The sequence below is a fragment of the Chitinophaga filiformis genome (assembly GCF_900102545.1).
Lineage (GTDB): Bacteria > Bacteroidota > Bacteroidia > Chitinophagales > Chitinophagaceae > Chitinophaga > Chitinophaga filiformis.
This window is the reverse complement of record NZ_FNBN01000008.1, coordinates 98,562-119,831: the sequence shown is the minus strand read 5'-3', so window position 1 is coordinate 119,831 and position 21,270 is coordinate 98,562. Positions and strand designations below refer to the sequence as shown.

Annotated in this window: 12 protein-coding genes; 8 read left to right on the top strand and 4 right to left on the bottom strand. The window is 46.5% G+C overall.

The genetic code is table 11. The annotated features are described in order from the left end of the window. Window positions 1–5: 5 nt before the first annotated feature. Genes BLR32_RS26340 through BLR32_RS26325 form a run of 4 tightly spaced genes read right to left on the bottom strand, consistent with a single transcriptional unit; the run spans window position 6 to window position 3,696 of the window. Window positions 6–905 carry a glycosyltransferase family 2 protein gene (locus BLR32_RS26340; protein ID WP_089836276.1) on the bottom strand — a complete coding sequence of 300 codons (900 nt, stop codon included), beginning with the start codon at window positions 903–905 and terminating at the stop codon, window positions 6–8. After that, window positions 889–2,100 carry a glycosyltransferase family 2 protein gene (locus BLR32_RS26335; RefSeq protein ID WP_089836274.1) on the bottom strand — a complete coding sequence of 404 codons (1,212 nt, stop codon included), beginning with the start codon at window positions 2,098–2,100 and terminating at the stop codon, window positions 889–891. Before BLR32_RS26335 ends, BLR32_RS26340 begins: the two co-directional genes overlap by 17 nt. Further along, the gene (locus tag BLR32_RS26330; RefSeq protein WP_245705526.1) at window positions 2,100–3,257 is read right to left on the bottom strand and encodes a sugar transferase; all 1,158 of its coding nucleotides are present in this window, start codon (window positions 3,255–3,257) and stop codon (window positions 2,100–2,102) included. The genes BLR32_RS26335 and BLR32_RS26330 overlap by 1 nt, the downstream gene beginning before the upstream one ends. A 46-nt stretch (window positions 3,258–3,303) precedes the next feature. Continuing rightward, window positions 3,304–3,696, bottom strand: coding sequence for a response regulator (locus BLR32_RS26325; protein WP_176842438.1), 393 nt, complete (start codon window positions 3,694–3,696; stop codon window positions 3,304–3,306). Between the two features lie 484 nt (window positions 3,697–4,180). Between BLR32_RS26325 and BLR32_RS26320 the strand changes: the two genes are divergently transcribed. From BLR32_RS26320 to BLR32_RS26285, 8 genes are all read left to right on the top strand, one after another. Beyond that, window positions 4,181–5,371, top strand: a complete 1,191-nt coding sequence (locus BLR32_RS26320; protein WP_089836271.1) for a glycosyltransferase family 2 protein — start codon at window positions 4,181–4,183, stop codon at window positions 5,369–5,371. Between the two features lie 370 nt (window positions 5,372–5,741). Continuing rightward, the gene (locus BLR32_RS26315) at window positions 5,742–12,725 is read left to right on the top strand and encodes a fibronectin type III domain-containing protein (protein ID WP_089836269.1); all 6,984 of its coding nucleotides are present in this window, start codon (window positions 5,742–5,744) and stop codon (window positions 12,723–12,725) included. A 78-nt stretch (window positions 12,726–12,803) separates the two neighbouring features. Continuing rightward, a complete protein-coding gene (locus BLR32_RS26310; protein WP_089836267.1) occupies window positions 12,804–14,993 on the top strand; it encodes an exopolysaccharide transport family protein in 2,190 nt (729 codons plus the stop codon). 19 nt (window positions 14,994–15,012) lie between these two features. After that, window positions 15,013–16,104, top strand: a complete 1,092-nt coding sequence (locus BLR32_RS26305; RefSeq protein ID WP_176842437.1) for an acyltransferase family protein — start codon at window positions 15,013–15,015, stop codon at window positions 16,102–16,104. 131 nt (window positions 16,105–16,235) lie between these two features. Further along, window positions 16,236–17,678 carry an O-antigen ligase family protein gene (locus tag BLR32_RS26300; protein WP_089836263.1) on the top strand — a complete coding sequence of 481 codons (1,443 nt, stop codon included), beginning with the start codon at window positions 16,236–16,238 and terminating at the stop codon, window positions 17,676–17,678. A gap of 6 nt (window positions 17,679–17,684) precedes the next feature. Then, window positions 17,685–18,413, top strand: coding sequence for a TolC family protein (locus BLR32_RS26295; RefSeq protein ID WP_089836260.1), 729 nt, complete (start codon window positions 17,685–17,687; stop codon window positions 18,411–18,413). Window positions 18,414–18,460: 47 nt separating this feature from the next. After that, window positions 18,461–20,107, top strand: a complete 1,647-nt coding sequence (locus BLR32_RS26290; protein ID WP_089836258.1) for a hypothetical protein — start codon at window positions 18,461–18,463, stop codon at window positions 20,105–20,107. Further along, the gene (locus BLR32_RS26285; RefSeq protein ID WP_089836256.1) at window positions 20,107–21,267 is read left to right on the top strand and encodes an acyltransferase family protein; all 1,161 of its coding nucleotides are present in this window, start codon (window positions 20,107–20,109) and stop codon (window positions 21,265–21,267) included. Before BLR32_RS26290 ends, BLR32_RS26285 begins: the two co-directional genes overlap by 1 nt. Window positions 21,268–21,270 lie beyond the last annotated feature (3 nt).

Here is a 21,270-nt window from a genome sequence, read left to right as displayed (position 1 = left end):
TAATTTTAGTTGACGATGTTTAAGTTCCACATAATGCCTTTCCAGAAAGCCCTTAAGTGTTCCTTCTCTTTGTTCAGAAGGAATTGTAATGTGTTCTTGGGAATGGTAAACAAGGTCAGGTACAGTAAAAAGATGATCCGGTTAGGTAATGCCACATTCCTGCGCATGAACAGTATCCTGTTCCTGGTAAGGTAGTATGTTTTTAAGGGGCTGTTCTTGCCTGTGGACATTGATTCTTTATGATAGATAAGTGATTTATACTGATAATAGATCTTATAGCCTTTACGCTTGAATTGTTCGCACCAGTCAAATTCTTCGTAGTACAGGAAGTATACTTCCGGCATCAGCCCTACTTCTTTCAATACAGCGGCCCTGGTCATCATACCACCGCCGTGTGCATAGTTGGTAGCTGAGATCTGATCGTACTGGCCCTGGTCAGGCTCCTTACAACCGATCATACTGTTCCTGCCAGTGAATACATCTACCGACTGATAGCCGGCATATTCGATAATACCTTTATGAAAGAAATAATGAAATTTAGGGCTAACCATCCCCGCATCGGGATGTGCGTAAAAGACTTCCAGCAGGCCCTCAATCAGACCGTCTGTAAATTCCGTATCGTTATTCACGAGGAAGATATACTCACCTGTTGCTTCTATAATACCAAGATTATTGCCGCCGGCAAAACCTCTGTTCGTAGTACTCCTGATCACCTTCACGGCAGGATAGGCTTCCTGCAATGCAGCAGTAGGATCTTCGACGGAAGCATTGTCAACAACGATCACTTCCACATTGGCGTAGCTGTTCCTGCTGATGGATGTCAGCAATTCACATGTAACGCTGCAGGTATTATAGTTGATCGTTACAATAGAAACAAGCGGCGCTATTTTATTTTCCTGTAACATTGACCAGCGGATTATCGATAGTTGTTTTGGAATGCTTCGTATGAATGAAGGTCTTATCAGCGCCTTTGAGCCTGAATACCAGTGAAAGCATGATACCCACTACACGGGGAAGATTCATTAATACAGTGAACATATACTTTGAATAGAACTTACCTGGCAGCGGCAGCATCATACTGATGGCAAAGGCACCGAGGCAGATCAACCAGGCAGATACCGGCAGGGAAAGGTATTGACCGAACACCAGGTAAAGGGCCGTCATGAACAATACACCTGCCAGCAACAGCATACGTGGCAGCAGCATGTTCTGTCCTACGGACATATAGAAATAGTCTATCCTGCCTTTGAGCAATGCCTGGAACCCACGTACAAAGTAGTGACGGAGGTACACGAACTGGCTGGAGAGCCAGCGCTTACGCTGGTTTTCAAATGCAGCGGCATTTTCTACCTTCTCATCGAATATCAGCGCTTCTTCCAGGTAATGTATCTTATACCCTTTATCTACCAGCAGCTGTTGCAATACTTTATCAAAACCACCGGTAGCCTCCGTCTCCTGCAAGGCCTGTTTCATCACCTGGTAATCGAAAGCGATGCCTGACCCGATGATGGAAGCAGAGAGGCCAAGTGCGTTGGCGCCCTTACGATTGATGTGATTAGCGATGATCTCATTAGCTGCATCCAGGATGGCGAAAGGAGAGTCCATATTCTTTGCAACACGCTGTCCCTGTATAACATGATAACCCTGCTGATAAGCGATGTTGATCTGCTGCAGGAAATCAGGTGCAGGGATATTGTCCGCATCGGCGATCACCGCCAGGTCATAAATATTATCATCCAGTTGTGCGAAAGCAGCGTTCAGTGATTTCGCCTTTGTACTCTTTTTAAAAGATACAGGGATCACGCTGATACCTTCATCTTCGAGTGTCTGGATAGTGGCAGGCTTCAGGGAATCGGCAATGACAATCACTTTATAGCTATTGGTCGGATAGTCGAGCGACTCATAACTTTTTGCTGCATGCAGGATGATGTCATCTTCTTTATAGGCAGGTACCAGGATGGCGATTCTGCAGTACGAAGCGACATCCCCCGCAACTTTATTTTTCTTTGGAAACAGTTTACCGGCAACAGAGAACAAGAGGTTGTAAAGTACGCAGCCTCCGAGGTATGCGAATATGATTAATTCAATCGTAAAAATCATTATACATTATCTTTTTGTATTAACGCTTTAGGGGTGTTCGCCATAATCCACATGTCGTAGGTAAAACTATGCAGCTTGGAATAGTCGATATCCAGTGCTATTCTTTCTTCTACAGACATATCTTTCTTTCCCCTTTTGCTGATCTGCCAGAGACCCGTGATGCCTGCCGGCGCCAGGAAGCGTTGTGCCCATTCGTCTGTGGTCAGTGTGGAGGCCTCGTATAATGGCAAAGGTCTGTTGCCTACGAGCGACATATCTCCTTTCAACACATTAAAAAGCTGGGGAAGTTCATCTAGGCTGGTGTTTCTTAAAAACGCGCCGAAGCGGGTTATCCGGGGATCATTGGACACTTTATAAAAAACAGGACCACCGCTGCCCTTATATTGATTCAGGTGTTGCAGTTGCTGCAGTTTTTTGTCCGCGTCTGCAATCATTGTCCTGAACTTGTAGAATTTGAATACCCTGTAATTTTTGCCGGCCCTGCGTGCTGCATAAAAAATAGGCCCTTTTGATTCAAATTTAATGATGATGGCGATTAACAATAACAAGGGGCTGGCGGCAATTAATAAACTGCTTGCGACAGTAATATCAAAAGTTCTTTTCAGTACAGCGTTGAAGGTTCTTTTGGGCCTGATCTTTTTACCATTGACTACTGTCAGTGGCGGATAAGTGTTCAGCTGTTTGAATTTGCTGATGAAAGATATCTTGGATGGTAATTTGGACAAACATTTCGCAGTAATAATCTCATCGATGAAAGTATATTTTTTTACTGCTGCTTTCATTTCAGGGGTAATCTCCTCAGCATCCACATACAGGAAGAAAGGAATGCAGGAGTAGCAGACTTCCTTCTTCAGGTATTCATGCCAGGCATTGAATCCTTTCTGATCTTCGGTATGAGACCTGTAAATAATGACGCCGGGTTTTCTTCTGAAAACAGACTGCAGCTGTTCCATCGTTATCTGGGCGGTATTAAAATCCTGTGCAAAGAAACACTTGTATCCGGCGGCTTCAAATTCGGGAGCAGTCATATGTTGTCCCACAAACAACACGATATTGTTGTCTGCAACGATCTGACGGGACATTGTCTGTTCACGCTCTTCAAACTGTTTTGGGGCCGCATTTTTCAATACGCTCAGTTCAGGTGTAAATGTATTCATGCTAAACAAGGAATTAATGGTTACATACTGATTATATCATCAAGTGCTATGAAAAAGCAGGTACATGCTGTGCTTTCAACACATGATCAATTGTATCCAGTAAGATTACGGGATCAAACGGCTTTTTTATAATCGTCTTGATGTTACCGGGGCGTATATTCGCAAACGACTCTCTGGTATCATGCACGCCGGATAACACCATAAGTGGTATATGCTGGTACAGATTACTTTCGGTCATGAACTCTATAAGTTCCCATCCATTAATGTTGGGCATCTGGAGATCTGTTATCACCAGGTCGGGGATATTGCCATTTTTAAGCCATGCCATAGCAGCCAGACCATCACACGCTGAGACAACGTTGTAAGTCCTGTTTAGCATCACTTCTAGTAAGTATCGGATGGGTAAACTATCATCTATTATTAAAACTGTTTTTTTCACCTTTAACCAATTTAATATTACAAATAACTCCCAATACGGTTAAGCATTGGAAAATTCAGCGTTCGTTGGCTTTAAATTGGATAAGGTTTTATTGGAACTTAAAAAACAGTTTCTCAGGGGATATGAAAGAAAAGACTCAAATATGGTTTCATTTACAAAGCTTGCACTAAAGTACGAAAGTAATTCTTAAACAGCAAGCTAGAAATTTCCGCAATAGTATTGTCCTTATAACAACGATGTAAAAATATAATACTTTATTCATTTCCCAATATGTTTTTGGTAAACGGTTGGATTTTTTGGGTGAATGCGCAAGAAATTATCGTAAACGGATATTCAACGCTATTGGTTGCTTCTTTTTTTTAAATGTAGCATACACTGCTGAAAAAATACTGCACAATTATTATACTTTTGCGATGAATCCCTATATAGGGTTGTTCTCTAACGTGCTACAACGCTCCGTTTATCCCCTCAATCTATATATATTATGACTGTGATTACAGCGCTCTTCTGGTGCAGCCTCTTTCTTGTTTGCTATAGTTATGTAGGATATGGTATACTACTTTATATAGTAATTAAACTGCGCCGCTTTTTCGTAAAACCCCGGCATACGGGAGATGAACCCCCTTTCACACCTGAGGTGACACTGATGGTAGCTGCTTATAACGAAGAAGCCTTTATCAGGAAAAAGATTGCCAATACACTTTCCCTGAATTATCCGGCGGAGAAAGTACAGATCATCTTTGTAACCGATGGCAGTTCGGACGACACCAATAATATAATAAGAAGTTACCCCCGGATCACATTACTTTATGAACCGGAACGCAGGGGGAAGACCATGGCGGTAAACAGGGCGATGAAATTTGTTAAGACACCTTTTGTGGTATTCTCTGATGCGAACACCTTATTAAATAAGGACGTCCTTATTTGTCTGATGCGCCACTTCCGGGACGAACATACCGGTGCGGTGGCAGGAGAAAAAAAGATCATTGTGGCAGAACAGGCAGAAGCCGAAGGCGCCGGAGAAGGCATGTACTGGAAGTACGAGTCCTTATTAAAGAAATGGGATGCAGAGCTGTATAGTGTGATGGGCGCCGCGGGTGAATTGTTTGCCATACGTACCTCCTTATATGAGGATATCCCTGCAGACACTATCCTGGATGATTTTATGATCTCTTTCGGTATCAATAAAAAAGGTTACAGTGTAGCGTATGCCCCTGATGCCTATGCACAGGAAACACCCTCTGCTTCGCTGGAAGATGAATATAAACGTAAGGTGCGCATCGCTGCTGGAGGTTTCCAGTCAATGAGCCGGCTGATGGATCTGCTGAACATTTTCCGTTACCCCAAAATTACCTGGCAATATGTTTCGCACCGTGTATTTCGCTGGACGGTTGCCCCATTATGTCTATTATTGACGCTACTTACTAATATAATAGTGTGCGCGTCTGGCGCACCATTCATTTATTGGCTGATACTACTGATGCAGGTGGCATTTTATGGCATGGCTTTAGTTGGATATGCGCTGGCAAGAAAACAGGTGAAAAGTAAAGTGTTCTATATACCTTTTTATTTTGTCTTTATGAATGTGGCCGTCTATCAAGGGTTTGGCCGTTTTTTGAGAAAGAAGCAATCAGCAGTATGGGACCGTTCACAACGTCAGTTAACAACCGGATAAGGCGTACTTTTTACATTCACCATTCTCTTGTGTCATTTCACCAATTGTTTTATATCGTTCACCGTTAAAAAACAGATTTTCACTAAAAAAATCTCCAACTGTAAAAATATACACTTACTTTTGGAACTTGAACCGAGTACACTAAGCTTATTCCTTATCTGATTACGTAAGAAAGCTACCAAGTGTGAAATAATTCCTAACCTCATCCTACATAAAAGCCAATCTGGTAGTAATTCTCTTTTCGGAACTACTCAAATTTAATTTTACCATCTCCTCTGATTTGCCCGCCCTGGGTACTTTGGGCTGTTGTTACGTTATTTCTGGCTAATTACCGGGTATACCCGATTGTCCATAATATATATTTTCTTTTATGAAAAGAAATGTACACTTACTATTCAGCATTCTGAGCATTCTGATGCTCTTTGTGGGTACGGCTTCAGCGCAGCAGGCCTTGAATCCCGCAGACCCCATTGTTGTGTACAATTCCAGCTCCCCCCCTACTGCTCCACCCTATGGACGTATCGGGAAATGGGTAAAGACCAATCGCCTGGCCTGGAATACGTCCAACTTCAAATGTTACATTTACAAGGGACTCAATTTCCGCCTCAAATTCCCTAAGACCTACCAGCACAATGTTGCTGATGGAAAAAAATATCCAATCTTCGTGTTCCTTCACGGTCGTGGTGAAGGTGGCAGCGTTTACGACAACGAATATCAGTTATTACACGGCGGACAGAATTTTGATACCCAGACAAGTAATGGCAACTTCGACGGTTTCCTGTTTTATGGACAGACAGCAGATGGTAACTGGGGAAACGGTCAGTATGACATTATCAAAGAATTGTTAGACAGTCTTGCCTTACAGGTAAAGGGTGACCTGAACAGGGTTATCGTAAACGGTCTTTCTGCCGGTGGCTATGGTTCATGGCTTTTCGCAGAAAGATATCCCCAGTATTTTGCTTCAATAATGCCGATGAGTGGTATTGCCAACGGCGATGCCAGCACCACCAACATCAACAATCTTAAGTATACTGCTACCTGGTATTTCCAGGGAGGTAAGGACAATGCGCCTGCTCCGTATACTGCTAATACGGTCATCACCGCCTATCAGAATGCCGGTGCGCATATTACCTATACGTTATACCCCGATCTGGGTCATGGTACCTGGACTACAGCCTGGGCCGAACCAGACTTCGTTCCATTTATGAACAGGAACAATATTCTGACTCCATGGCCTCTGGGAGGACGTTCTGAATTCTGTCCCGGCGACCCGGTGAATATTACCGCCGGTATCCCTCCTGGATTTGCTGCCTATGAGTGGCAAAAAGATGGCGTGACCATTCCCGGCGCCAGCTCCAACAGCATTAACATTACAGCTCTTGGCACCTATTCGGTAAGAGTAAGGAGAACTGCCGGTGGCGCATGGTCAGAGTTTTCTCCTATCCCACTTGTTGTTAAAACAAAAACAGGTACTGTTACACCACCGATCACCATAGATAGTCTCGCAACAAATATATTGCCTGCTCCTGATGGCAGCACCACTGTTACTATGAAACTGCCTACCGGCTATGCTTCCTACGAGTGGCGTACTGTAGGTGGCAATACCTCATTGAGTAGCACCAATACATTTACAGCGGGTGTAGGACAGTATATTGCCCGTGTAACTGAACAATTCGGTTGTACCAGCAGCTTCTCTGCTCCTTATAGCGTGATCAATGCTGCAGGCACTAATGTGCCGGATCCTGTAGGCGGTGTTACTGTAACGCCGGTTTCAGAGACTCAGCTGACATTGAACTGGAACGACAAGCCGAACCCTCAGAACAATGAGACAGCTTTTGAAATATACCGTAGCACTACATCAGGCAGCGGTTACAAACTGGTAGCAAAAGTCCCTGCTAATGTGCTGGTATTTGCCGACCAGGGACTGGCTTCCAATACAAAATACTATTACGTAATACGCCCGGTGAATGCCAACGGCGCTGCTCCTGTATCAGCTGAGGCCAGCGGCACTACCGAGACAGATTCCCAGGCGCCTACTTCACCGCGGAACCTGACTGTTACCAGTACCAGTTCCAGCTCTGTTTCTCTTAGCTGGACCGCTGCTACAGATGACATAGGCGTGAGTGCATATGACGTTTATGTAAATAATCAGAAATCATACACTGTTGACGCCACCCAGCTCACTATGGTTGCTTATGCCCTGACCGAAAAACAGGTATATAACTTCTATGTGATAGCCAAGGATGCTGCAGGTAATCCTTCTCCTCCAAGCAACCAGGTAACTGCCGGAGCAGTCAATAAGGGTATCGCCTTTAAGTATTATGAAGGCACCTGGAGCTCATTACCGAACTTCAATAATCTTGTACCGGTAGAAACCGGCAGGACCGCTAATATAGACCTTACTGTCAGGAACAGGACTACCAACTACGCCTTCCTGTGGACTGGTTACCTGACCATTCCTACAGCAGGTACTTACTACTTTGCCACCAACTCTGATGATGGTAGCAAGCTGTGGTTCAATACACCTTACAGCTTTAGCGGTAGCGCCACTGTAAATAATGACGGCGCTCACGGTACACAGCAGGTAAGCAGTTCAGCAATGGTCCTGGCAGCAGGGGTATATCCGATCACTGTAGCTTACTTCCAGGGTACCGGCAGCGCGGTGATGAACCTCCGCTGGAGAAACGGTATTTTAGGCTCCTTCTCGAATATTCCGGATCAGTACCTTGGTGATACCATGACCATTCCGGGATCAGCACCTGCTGCACCATTGATACTTGGCGCTACAGCTGCCGCATTCAATAAGGTAAATCTGAAATGGAGCGACAACAGCAATAACGAAACCGGATTTGAGTTATATCGTAGCACCAGCTATAATGGTACTTATTCTGTAGTAGGAAAAGCTGATGCCAATGCGACCACTCTAACAGATAATACTGTTGCTGCCAACACCCGCTATTGGTATAAGGTCCGTTCAGTAGGTCTGTCAGGCGAATCTGCACAGGCAGTAGGTTATCCATACCTGGCAATGTATCCGCTGGACAACTCTGCTGCTGACGTCAGCATCAATAACAATACGGGTAGTCCGAACGCGGTTACTTACACCAGTGCTGATGAAATAGAAGGTACGCATGCGGCCGTCTTTAACGGTACCAGCGCCTATATGAGCATAGGTGGTAACGGCAGTGGCTTCCTGCACGATGCATTCTCTGCACGTACAGTTTCTCTCTGGATCAAGCCAACGGTAACAGATAACACCCGTACTATATTTGATATTGGTGGCAGCACGAGCGGTCTGGCACTGCGCATCAATGCAAATAAACTGGAAGCAGGAGCTGCTAACAATGGCACCCGTGTGTCTGTTTCTGTTCCTTTCACCAGTACATCGTGGACCCATGTGGCTGTAGTATATGGCAGCAGTTCCCTGAAGCTTTATATTAACGGCGACCTGGCAGCATCTACAAACACCAGCTTTAGCAGCATCAATTCAACCAGCGATAACGCAAGGATCGGCGCCAACAATGGTACGAACGCCTTCAATGTAACAGGTACTTTCTACCGTGGTAACGTTGACAGGATTGCCATCATCGGGCAAGCACTGACACAGGCTGAAATAAGCCAGGATGCAGGACAGAACCTGCCATTCTATAGTGTGTTAACACCAGTATTACCTGCAGCTCCGTCTGCACCAACAAACCTGGTGGCTACCGCCGCTTCTCCTTCTACCATTAATCTGACCTGGACTAACAGCACGGCAAATGCTACCGGCTATGAAATCCAGCGTTCATTTGGTAACAGCAATACTTTCGTACTGGTAAAAGCCGACGCCGTAACAGGTACCGCCGGCAGCTATACAGATACTGCTTTATACGCCAATCAGCAGTATGTATACCGCGTACGTGAAACAGGTGATGGTGGCAACTCCGCTTACTCATCCAACGCAAGCGCCGTTACAGGTAATAACAGACCGGTAATTGACGCCATCGGTAACAGGTCAGCACGTTACGATGTGGAAACACACATTCCGATCGTTGCTACCGACGAGGATGAAGATGCGCTCACCCTGACCACAGATAATCTGCCTTCTTTCGTAACACTGGCATCCGATGCAAATGGCTCTTACCTGAAGGTAACACCAAATGCCGGTCTGCAGGGAACGTACAACAACCTGACCGTGTATGCGACAGATCCATTCGGTGGTAAGGATACCGCTACTTTCAATCTGACTATTAACGACAATTTTAGCCCTGTCATAGCCTCTATTGCCAACATTTCCCTGAATGAGGGCGCTGAACAGCAGCTTTCTCTCTCCGCTACTGATCAGAATGCTTCAGATGTACTTACATGGTCTGCAGCATCACTGCCCTCATTCATTACTCTTACCGGCAGCAATCGTACTGCCAGCCTGAGTGTAGATCCTGGCTTCGCTGACGCGGGTGTTTATACGGTGAAGATGAATACCGTTGATGGCAACGGTGGAACCGACACCAAAACATTCACCGTAACGGTGATTGATAAAGATCCGAACTATAAACTCTTTGTACGCTTCAAACATCAGACTGATGCTCCGGCGCCATGGAATAACATTACTTCGGTATCTACCAACAACCTGAAGAACGACAAAGGTGAAACTACCAATGTAGATCTGCAGTTGCAGACCGGCAATTGGTTCACCTGGAATGAAGGCCCTGTAACTGGTAATGACGGCGGCGTTTATCCGGATGTAGTGATGAAAGAATACTACTTCTTCGGATCATGGCCTGGCATTTTCACCTCCGACAATGCAATTGACGTAAAACTGACCGGACTGGATGCCAATAGGAAGTACTCCTTCAAGTTCTACGCGGGTAGTGTATGGTCTGTACAGGCGAATAACGGCACCACCGTCTTTACGATCAACGGCGTCAGCAAACCGCTGAACGTACAGGGTAACACTTCCACTACTGTAAACTTTGACAATATCGCGCCAAATGGCAGTGGTGAAATCACCTTCAATATGGCAGTAGCCAATGGCACACCTGTAGGTTACCTCGGTGCCTTCGAAGTGAACGCTATACTGGACGACGGTACCCTGCCAGCTGCGCCTAAGGAACTGACCGCGACAGAAGACAATGGCACCGTGTCCCTCAACTGGACCAATGTTGCCTACAATGCTACCGGTTACAGGATCCATCGCGCTACAGACAGCCTGGGCACTTACAGCCTGCTGGGTAGTCTGAACAGCGCAACGGCGAACAGTTATGTGGACAACACCGTACATGGTAACACTCATTACTATTATAAGGTCAGTGCTTCCAATACTGCAGGCGTATCTGCCGGTTATAGCAATATTGCCGGTGTGAATGTACCGGTGAAACCACCTTCTATCAATACTATCGCCGACGTGAAACTGAAAGCTGGTACTTCTGCACAGTTCAACGTACAGGCTACACCTGACCAGGGCAATACCGTAGCACTCTCTGTAAGCGGTCTGCCAGCGTTCGGTGACTTCACGGACAACGGCAATGGTACAGGCTCATTCAGCTTCGCACCAACTGCGAACAACCTGGGTAGCTATGCCGTGACCCTGACCGCAACTGACAACCAGGGTGCAGCCGCCAGCGATACCTTTAATGTGCTTATTACCGATAAGAATACCACTAGTGTATTCCTCGACTTCTCTTCCAGCAGTCCGGCTCCTGCGCCATGGAACAATGTGGCAGGATTCCCTTACCAGGGTGTAAGACTGGCCAATGCACTGGATGAATCAGGTAATCCTACCGGTATCAGCGTAACATTTAATGAAGTATGGGAAAATGACCAGCCTGCAGTAGGTATGAGCACTTATGACAACTCCGGTATCTATCCTGACGTTGTTATGCAGTCTGCCGTATATGACAGCAGGAACATTACCCACACCGTGAAACTGGCTGGATTGAACAAAGCGAAACGTTATAATGTTGTGTTCTTTAGCAGTCTGAACTTCGGTGTAGCTGCCAAGGTAAGATACACGATCGGTACAGACAGCGTGGTTATAGATCCTGCATACAACACCAACCTCACTAAACAGATAAACGGTGTATTGCCGAATGCGAACGGTGAGATCAATGTACAGGTGAACAAGACCCAGAATGGTTACTATATGCACATGAACTCCATGGTACTGGAAGCTTACGACAGCGCAACAACCGTCCTGAATCCGATCAACCTGCGTGCAACCGCAACCGGCGCCAAGACAATCGCCCTGCAGTGGTCAGACAGGTCCAACACAGAAACAGGATACCAGGTATGGCGTGCAGTTTCCGGCGGCAGCTACGCACAGGTAGCTAGTCTCCCGGCCAACACAGTAAGCTATACTGACAATAACCTGACCGTAAACAAGAAATACTACTACAAGGTGCGTGCGGTAAGAGGCGCCAGCAATTCTGACTACAGCAATGCGGCATCCGCAACCAGCCTTGGATTCAGTGTAAATGTGAACTTCAGCGAACTGCTGGTAGCTCCTGCTCCATGGAACAACACTGGTATGCGTCCGCAACAGGGCGTGGTGATCAGTAACATGCAGGATGGCCAGAGCAATACAACCGGCGTCGGCATCACCATCCTCGAAAACTTCGATGGTATGTATTCCGCTGGTATCAATACAGGCAACAACAGTGGTGTTTACCCTGACAATGTGATGGTAGAAAACTATGGTCTGTTCCCGGGCAACCACGCAGACTTCTACATCACCGGCCTGAACCAGGCGCTGAAATATGACCTGGTATTCTTCGGTAGCTCTGTCGAGTGGGAAGATATCACAGGTAAATACACTGTGAACGGTACGAAGATGGCATGGCTGAACGCTTCCCTGAACAAGAGTGGCGTGGTAACCATCCGCGATGTATCTCCTGATGCTTATGGTAAGATCCATATAGATGTTGATCCTGGTACGGCAACATCCCGCTATGGACTGATCGCAGCAATGATCGTTAAAGGGCACGTAGATCCTGCTACTCAGAATGAAGATGGTCCGATCGATCCTCAGGATGGTCAGGCCGCAAGGATAGGCGACGGCACAATCGCAGCAGTTGCTCCTCCTGCAGTGGCAATGATCAACAAGGCCGCTGACTTCGGAGACGCCAAGGTTTATCCGAATCCATACAACGACCAGTTCAACGTTGACTTAGTATTGAAAGCCGAAACAGCTGTAAGAGTAGAGATTTTTGACATGTCAGGACGGCTGTTATATTCAGATTACAAGGGTTCCGTTCCGGCGGGCGCCAGCACCCTGCGTATTAATACCGGTTCAAGGATTAGTGCGCCTGGCATCTACCTGCTCCGTATTAGCGGTAAGAACGGGGAAACCAAGATGGTTAAACTGGTAAAGCATTAAGCTTTACCAGTTTCTCCCAAAAAGTCCGGGCAACCGGATTTTTTTGCACGCTACAGATGTTAAATAATTACAATTAATATGGATATAATATATTTCATAAAGGCCCTGCTGAAAAAGAAATGGTGGATAATCATCAGTACCATCATTGCCATTGTTGCTGCCCTGTTCTTTACCCTTGGCAAGCCGAGAATGTATGCTTCCGTAACCCAGATTGCGACCGGATTCACTATCAATGACCAGGTGAAACTCCGGGAAGAGAATGTCAATATTTTTGAAGCAGACGTAAAGTTTGATAACGTGATCGAAACCATCAACTCACCAGTGGTGATCGGCATGCTGTCTTACGACCTGCTTATTCATGACCTGACCAGCACTAAACCCTTCGTACGTCTGCAGGAGAAAGACCTGGAATCAGACGCTTATAAAGCAGTCGACAAACAAGCCGCTGTAGAGATACTGCGTGGCAAACTAGACTCCCTCCAGGTACTATCCTCCTACAATCCGGCAGAAAGGAGAATTCTGGAATTTCTCAAACTGTTTAAATATGACTACGAATCCATCCGTAAAAGGCTGAATGCTTCCCGTGTACAGCGTACAGACTACCTGGAGATCGTATCCATGGCAGAAAATCCTGAGCAGGCCGCTTATACCGTCAATACGGTTTACCGGGAATTCCTGCGCTACTACAGAAGTATGCGTACTGAAAGATCAGTAGAAAGCGTGGAGTCTTTTGACGAACTGGTAAGACAAAAGAAAGCTGAGCTGGATAAAAAAGTAGAAGCGCTCCGCTTATATAAATCATCCGAAGGCCTGCTTAATGTGGAAACAGCCAGCGGTAACGAACTGGATCTGATCAAACAGTTTGAAAAAGGCCTGTCTGACGAAAGGGCTAATTACAATACCATCAACTCTTCCCTGCAGAGCGTAAACCAGCGTCTCGCTGCCGCCAGCCAGGGTAAGACCGTTTTCACCAACAGTAACAGTGAGATCATAGATCTGCGCAGACAGATCAATGACCTCAATACAGAACTTACCAGGAAAGGTGGTAATGACGAAGCGATGAACGCCAAGCTGGCCGGACTGCGTTCGCAGCTCCAGAAGAAACTGGGCGCATCCACAACCGGCACACAGACCGCTACTACCAAAGATGCATTAGTACAGGAAAAAGCGAATCTTGAAGCACAGCTGAATGCTTCCAGCCTGAATATAGGCGCATTACAATCGCAGATTGCCAAACTGAAAGGTTCCGTAGGTTCTTATGCCAATAAGGAAGCTACAGTAAGCGGTCTGCAGGCGGAAGTAGACATGGCACAGGAAGAATACAACAAGCTGAAGGAAAAGCTGAACGCCGCACAGGACAACCGGACTACACCGGATGTTAACTTCAAACAGATCCTGAAAGGACAGCCAGCCTTCAGGCCAGAGTCTTCCAAACGTGTCATCATCATGGGTATGGCAGGTATCTCTACCTTCCTGCTGACCTCTTTCATTGTATTGCTGCTGGAATTCCTGGATGGATCGCTGAAATCGCCCTCGGTGTTTGAGAAACACCTCGACCTTCGCCTGATCAGCAGTGTGAATCATGCTGACCTGAGCAAGTACAGCATCCTGGAAGTGTTGCAGAAAACAACGATCTCTGACAAACATTCCAAACAGCGTCAGAACACCTTCCGCGAACTGCTGCGTAAGCTGCGGTATGAAGTGGAAAGCAGTGGCAAAAAATCATTCCTTATCACCAGTACAGAATCCCGTCAGGGTAAAACTACCCTTACACAGGCGCTGGCGTACAGCCTGAGCCTCAGTAATAAAAATGTACTGGTAATAGACACCAACTTCTGTAATAATGACCTCACCGTACAGATGGAGGCAGCACCGACACTGGAGACATTCTCCGTACCCGAGGCAGAACTGAACATTGACAAAGTAAAGGAGATTGTGACCACATATCCTGTACCTGGCATCGAAGTGATCGGTTGTAAAGGTGGCGACTATACCCCATCAGAGATCTTACCGAAGAATAATCTTCTAAACTACCTCCCCTTCCTGACGAATTACTATGATTTTGTGCTGCTGGAAGGCGCCCCGCTGAATGACTATACCGATAGTAAAGAGCTGGCGCAATATGTAGATGGCGTCATAGCAGTTTTTTCATCCAAGCTTGCGTTAACACAGGTAGACCGCGAATCAACGCAGTTTTTTGAGACCCTTGGTGATAAGTTCGTGGGAGCAGTACTGAACAATGTACAGGAAGAATACCTCGAATTATAACCAAAAGTTTTACCCAAAAATGCCAAGCTTTACACTCAAAGAACTGTTTAACTTCAAGCCACCACAAGCCAACCGGCTGGGATGGATAGACTATGCGAAAGGCATAGCTATTATCCTGGTCGTATACCGACATGTGCTATTCGGATTGAAAAGCAGTGGCATGGTTGTCAGTCAGTGGATCATTGACGGCAATAACATGTTCTACAGCTTCCGTATGCCCCTGTTCTTTCTCCTCTCCGGGTTATTCTTCGAAAGAAGTATAACCAGGAAGGGAGAGATGGGATTTTTTGTTACCCGCGTTAATACATTGTTGTACCCCTACGTTCTGTGGGCCTTCATTCAGATCACCCTGCAAATAATCTTCTCTTCATTTGTTAACGCCCACCGTACCGGCGCCGATTACCTGAATATTCTGATACAACCCCGCCATCTTGACCAGTTATGGTATTTATTTGCTTTGTTCAATGTAACCTTACTGTATCTGTTGATAGCAAAACTTTTCCGCTATGACAAATTCGCGCAGGTCCTTGTGTCGCTGGGATTGCTGGCAATAGCTCCGCTTGTGAACAGTATCAGCACTCTTTATGACGTAGCATTACACTACATCTTTTTCTGTATCGGCAACCTGACAGCGGCTTACTTTTTCTCGCAGAAGGTGCAGGAGAAACTTTCTTCCGCATATGGACTCCTGATACTGCTGCCTGTTTTTGCAGTCTGCCAGTATTATTTCCTGTATCACCAGCAGATGAACCTCTTCCTGTATGCCGGCATAGCGCTCGTAGGCAGCCTGTTTACAATTATGCTTTCCTTCCAGTTATCGAAGTACAATGCATTGCCCTTCCTGAGAACGTTCGGGCATTACTCCCTGTACATCTACCTCTTGCATGTACCCATTGTAGCCGTGATCAGGTATTTCCTGCTCGCTACTACGATGAAACAATATATAGTGCCGTTGTTACTGTTGCTGATCTTTATCGCCATTTTCTTTTCCATCGTCGTTTACCGGATATGCATGCAGCTGAGGCTGGGTTTCCTGTTTACAGGGCCCTTCAAGGCCAAACCATACAATCCGCAGCAATCGGAGATGGTCACTCAAAAAACACATTTATAATGCCCGTAAAGAAAAAATATACGCCCGGTATCAGCAAGGCATTCCATCAGACGATGTTGCTGATTTTTGTGGCGCTGACGTTGATAATGCTATTTGTGAAAATCATGTTTTTTTAACGTATTCAGACTATTATGCTCAGTCAACAGGCTAAGAAAAACACCGTAATATACCTGTTCATCCTGCTCTGGGTGATAGCAGTGCCTGCCATCGCCTACGTATCGTCAATGGACGCCAAACTCAGTATGGTGGTGTTTGGTGGCATTATCGGGCTGGTGCTGGCGGTGATCAGCGCCATGAACTTCCGCCTTGGCTATTATATATACATTGCTGTTTCGATGATCGCGCACGTACCCGAGAGAATGGCCGGCACAACGATGCCCGTGGGGGTTGCAATGGATCTTTTCCTGGTATTGATGCTGGCCGGCGCCATCTTCGACAGGAAAAGCAGGGAGAAGTCTAATGTTGCTTACTTCAAAGACCCTCTCCTGCTGATATTGTACCTGTATACGGCCTACCTGCTGATACAGTTCTTCAATCCCAATATGTTGTCGATACAGGGTTGGTTCATTTTTATCAGGGTGTATATCCGCAATTTCATATTCCTGTTCCTCACCATCAAAGTGATGAGCGACTGGATACAGATAAACAGATTCTTCAAATTCTGGCTGGCGCTGTCCACCGCAGCTGCCCTGTACGGTTGTCTGCAACAGGCGGTAGGACTGCTACCCTTTGAAAGGGCCTATGTTGCTATGAACCCTGACAAGTTCAAGACGGTGATGATACAGGGACGTGCCAGGATCTTTTCCTTTATGGCAGACCCTGCGGCCTTTGGTGTACTGATGGCCTGCGGCGCTATCATCTGTACAATATTGCTTACCGCCAGCCAGAAGATATTAAGCTTCCCAAAAAAGTTTTTGCTGCTTTTTATGATAGTAGTTCATCTGCTGGCGCTTGGATATTCCGGCACCCGCACCGCGTATGTGATGTTGCCCGTAGGACTGTTATTATTCTTCCTGGTGAACCTGCATAACAGGAATACCCTGATCGCTGCCGCCATTTTCACTTTCGGCATGCTGGCCATTTTGTTCGGCCCCTTTTACAGCAGTCCGACCATTATCCGCATCCGCACCGCCTTTATGGGTAGCCAGGACGAATCGCTCAGCCTCCGTGATGTGAACAGGCACAGCATACAGCCCTATTTGTATGCACATCCCATTGGTGGTGGTGTGATGACGGTAGGCGGCGACGGAGTAACCTATAATCCTGCTCACCCGATGGCAGGGGTACAGCCCGACAGTGGTTACCTGCGTGCAGCAATGGAGCTGGGATGGATAGGACTGATCATCACCTGTATCTATACCTACATGGGTATTCATTACGCGGTGAAAAACTACTTCAATGAAAACAATGAACTGAATAAGCTATTGCTGATAGGCATCGCTGCGGTGATGTATGCTATCCTGGTAGCCCAGTATGCACAGGAGGCGGCGGGGCTGGTGGAATCATCTATTTTCCTCAATGCAATCCTGGGCATCACCATTAGAGTACGATATAATCTTTCAACATCTAAATAATACAGTATGAAAAAGGGACTTCTATTCATTATTGGCTTGGCATTCTGTATTTCTGTGCAGGCACAGAAAAAGGAATCAAGCCTTTATATCCCTCTCACCGATTCACCTGAAGTAGCACAATTGAAAGCAGTATTAGTAGAACTTGCTATGCAGAACCCCGGATTGAAGGTATATGACAACAAGGCAAAAATTGCCAAATATCAGCAGAACAAAGCTGCAGCAGGATGGGCGAACTTGTTCCAGGCATATGGAAACCTGAACGAGTATACGCTGAAGAACAACAGCAATAACGCCACCTTCTTCCCCAGGTACAACTTTTCGCTGACGATTCCTCTTGGTAGTTTCATTTCCATCCCCAACGATGTGAAGATCGCCAGAACGGAGCGGAAAGTGGTCATGAATATGAAAGAGGAAGAACAGCTGAAAATAAAGGCAGATGTACTGAATGCCTACGAGTTGTACGCTGCCAATAAGAAAATGCTGGAGCTGGAAGTACCGTTGCTCGAAGACGTGTACAACCATTATAAACAAACAGAAGAAAAGTTCTCCGCTGGTGATAAAGATGTAACGGTAGAAACCCTGAACATCGCTTACAGAAGTTACAATGAGGAGATGGTAAGAAAGGTGATGCTGGAAAGGGATATCAGGCAGGCTAAAATAGAACTGGAAAGACTGATCGGCATCAGCTTTGAAGAAGCGGTACTTCAATCACAGGCACGGACCTTTAACAAATAGTGTAATCACGGATGATGAGATATTACGTCCAAAAAAACTACCCTGTTATGGCCACTTTACTGCTACTCGCAGTATTGCTGGCCATAGCCTGCCGGCAGGTGCTGATGCAGACGGGTGGCCATTTCTGTTATCCGCTGGATGATACATTCATTCATATGTCCATTGCGAAGAACTTCGCATTACATGGCGTATGGGGTATCAATGCGCAGGAATTCAGCGCAGCCAGCTCCTCCCCTTTGTATACCCTTATACTGGCCGCATTTTTTAAGGCTGGCATCAACAGTATCTGGATGCCGTTTTATATCAATGTGTGCTTTGCATTCCTGCTGGTGATCGTGACTGACAAGCTCTTACAGCGTTTCAGTCTGCCGGCTTCTATCAGATGTATTTCTCTGATTTTGCTTGTCATACTGGTACCGGTACCAGTGATGGTGGCAAGTGGCATGGAGCATATGCTACATGCCTTCCTGGCCATGTGGATGTTATACCTGTCTGTCGCTTTTCTGACGCCAGACAATACCACCCGCAACCAGGTCTTGTTACTGTCACTGGTGGCCGGACTGGCTATCCTGGCCCGCTTTGAATCCTTATTCCTGCTGGCCGGTGTAATAGTAGCCGGTATTTACAACAGGCGATGGCAGCAGACCAGCGTCGTACTGGTACTGTCGTTGGTACCGCTGATGATATTCGGGTATATCTCTGTAAGACACGGTGGCTATTTCCTGCCCAACTCCGTATTACTGAAGGCCAGCAAACTGGCAGGCGGACCTTCCCAGCTGATGAGCAGCCTGCAGGAGATCGTGGTTTATAAACTACTGTACGGTAATAATACCATGGTGAACATCTTCACCAACAAGTATTACCCTGAAGGCTCCTCATCGCTTTCAGGTACTACCGTGGTAAGAATGCTGCTGATCATTCCCGCGCTGATCATATTACTGCGGCCGGATAATGACAACGTCAATACTATCAGCAAAATAAAGCAACTGGCCTGCATTCCGCTGATCAATACCTTCCTGCACATGGCCCTGGCCGCCGTGGGCTGGCTGTTCCGGTATGAAGCTTACCTGCTGGCGCTGGATATAACAGTAGTAGCTATACTGTTGTATTACTATTATCGTCAGCTAACCCGTAGTCAACGGCATTACTCCCTGCTGGAGAAAGCTATTGGCGCCTTCCTGTTGCTCTTTGCGTTTGCACCTTTGCCATTAAGAGCAGCAGGCGCTTTTCATAATTTGCCTCTGGCAGCGCGTAATATCTATGAGCAGCAGTACCAGATGGGACGCTTTCTGCAAACCAGCTATCAGCATACGGCGGTAGCGGCGAATGATGTGGGCGCGGTCAGTTATCTGTCTGACAACAGGATACTGGATCTCTGGGGACTGGGCAACAATGTAGTGGCCGCCGGAAAACTCCATGGCCAGTATTCTCCGCAGTTCCTGCAGCAGTTTACGGGTCAGGAGCACGTGAAGATCGCAGTGGTGTACGACACCTGGTTTGACAGTACGCTCCTGCAGCAATGGAGAAAGGTAGCGTCCTGGAAGATCTCCAACAACGTGATCTGCGGAGGCGACGAGGTATTCTTTTATGCGGTGGATCCTTCGGAGGCAACATCCCTGTATAACAAACTGGCGGCGTACAAGCCATTGTTGCCACCGGGAGTAGTAGTCACCTATTATCCTTTTCAACTGTAATGCAAACACAGACCAACTATATTAAAAGCCTGGATGGCATCCGCGCCATTGCGATACTGCTGGTAATGGCATTCCATTTCGGCGTGATCCGCTTTGGCTGGATGGGGGTACAGCTTTTCTTTGTACTCTCCGGCTTCCTGATCAGCAGTATACTACTGAAAGAAAAGGATAAACCATCCCCATTGTCCCAACGCCTCAAAAAATTCTGGATCAGGAGAAGCCTGCGCATTTTCCCCCTGTACTACATTTACCTCACTGCATTTGTAGTCATCTGCCTGTTTACAGCTTTTCCTCCGGGTTATTTCAGGGACTTGCCCTACTTATACTCCTATACCTTCAACCTGACCAGGATCAGTAACAGCTGGCATGAAAGCCCGGTGTACACGCATTTCTGGTCTCTCTGTGTCGAAGAGCAGTTTTACCTGTTCTTCCCTTTCATTGTTTTCCTGCTTTCCAGGCTCTCTCTCCGGCGGCTGCTGGTAGTGGTACTGGTAGCCGGTCCGCTCTTCCGCTGGTCTTTCGGTAATTACCTGGCGCAACATGGCAAGACCTCCTTCGAGGTATTTGACGTGATTTACTGGTTTCCACTCAGTCACCTGGATGCCTTCTTTACAGGAACGGCCATTCCGTTGCTGGGACTGAAAGACAGGATCAAACGGCCTGAATGGCTATTCGCGCTGTGCTGTATACTGGCTTTGGGCGCAGGTATGGCTAATTACCTGTTCGAAAGTCATGGGCACTCGCTGCCCACCTCTATGGGGTACAATTTCGGGGATGTGAACAGTTATCAGCATGTATGGTATTATACGGTGCTGAACCTGTTTACCGCTTCCCTGCTGCTGTTACTGGTTTCCTCCTACAGCAGTATGCCCGGTAATTTTGTAAAGAAAATATTTGAGAACAATATCCTGGTAGCTATCGGGAAAGTCTCTTACGGTATGTACATTTTGCATTGGGTCATACAAACGCAGCTGGTAGAACGATGGATACCCGTCAGCGAAAGCAACAAGTACTGGTTATTCCTGATAGACGTACCGGTAGTGTATGCTTTCGCACTATGCAGCTTTCATTTCATTGAACAACGATTTACTCAACTTAAAGATAAATTCACTACCGGCAACATACCGGTGAAAGCCACCACACTCAGCACAAAAAATTAAACA

Coding starts and splice junctions, on each gene's coding strand:
- BLR32_RS26290 (WP_089836258.1), top strand. CDS start 18,461: ATGGCCACTTTACTGCTACTCGCAGTATTGCTGGCCATAGCCTGCCGG.
- BLR32_RS26335 (WP_089836274.1), bottom strand. CDS start 2,100: ATGATTTTTACGATTGAATTAATCATATTCGCATACCTCGGAGGCTGC.
- BLR32_RS26295 (WP_089836260.1), top strand. CDS start 17,685: ATGAAAAAGGGACTTCTATTCATTATTGGCTTGGCATTCTGTATTTCT.
- BLR32_RS26310 (WP_089836267.1), top strand. CDS start 12,804: ATGGATATAATATATTTCATAAAGGCCCTGCTGAAAAAGAAATGGTGG.
- BLR32_RS26330 (WP_245705526.1), bottom strand. CDS start 3,257: ATGAATACATTTACACCTGAACTGAGCGTATTGAAAAATGCGGCCCCA.
- BLR32_RS26320 (WP_089836271.1), top strand. CDS start 4,181: ATGACTGTGATTACAGCGCTCTTCTGGTGCAGCCTCTTTCTTGTTTGC.
- BLR32_RS26315 (WP_089836269.1), top strand. CDS start 5,742: ATGAAAAGAAATGTACACTTACTATTCAGCATTCTGAGCATTCTGATG.
- BLR32_RS26305 (WP_176842437.1), top strand. CDS start 15,013: ATGCCAAGCTTTACACTCAAAGAACTGTTTAACTTCAAGCCACCACAA.
- BLR32_RS26285 (WP_089836256.1), top strand. CDS start 20,107: ATGCAAACACAGACCAACTATATTAAAAGCCTGGATGGCATCCGCGCC.
- BLR32_RS26340 (WP_089836276.1), bottom strand. CDS start 905: ATGTTACAGGAAAATAAAATAGCGCCGCTTGTTTCTATTGTAACGATC.
- BLR32_RS26300 (WP_089836263.1), top strand. CDS start 16,236: ATGCTCAGTCAACAGGCTAAGAAAAACACCGTAATATACCTGTTCATC.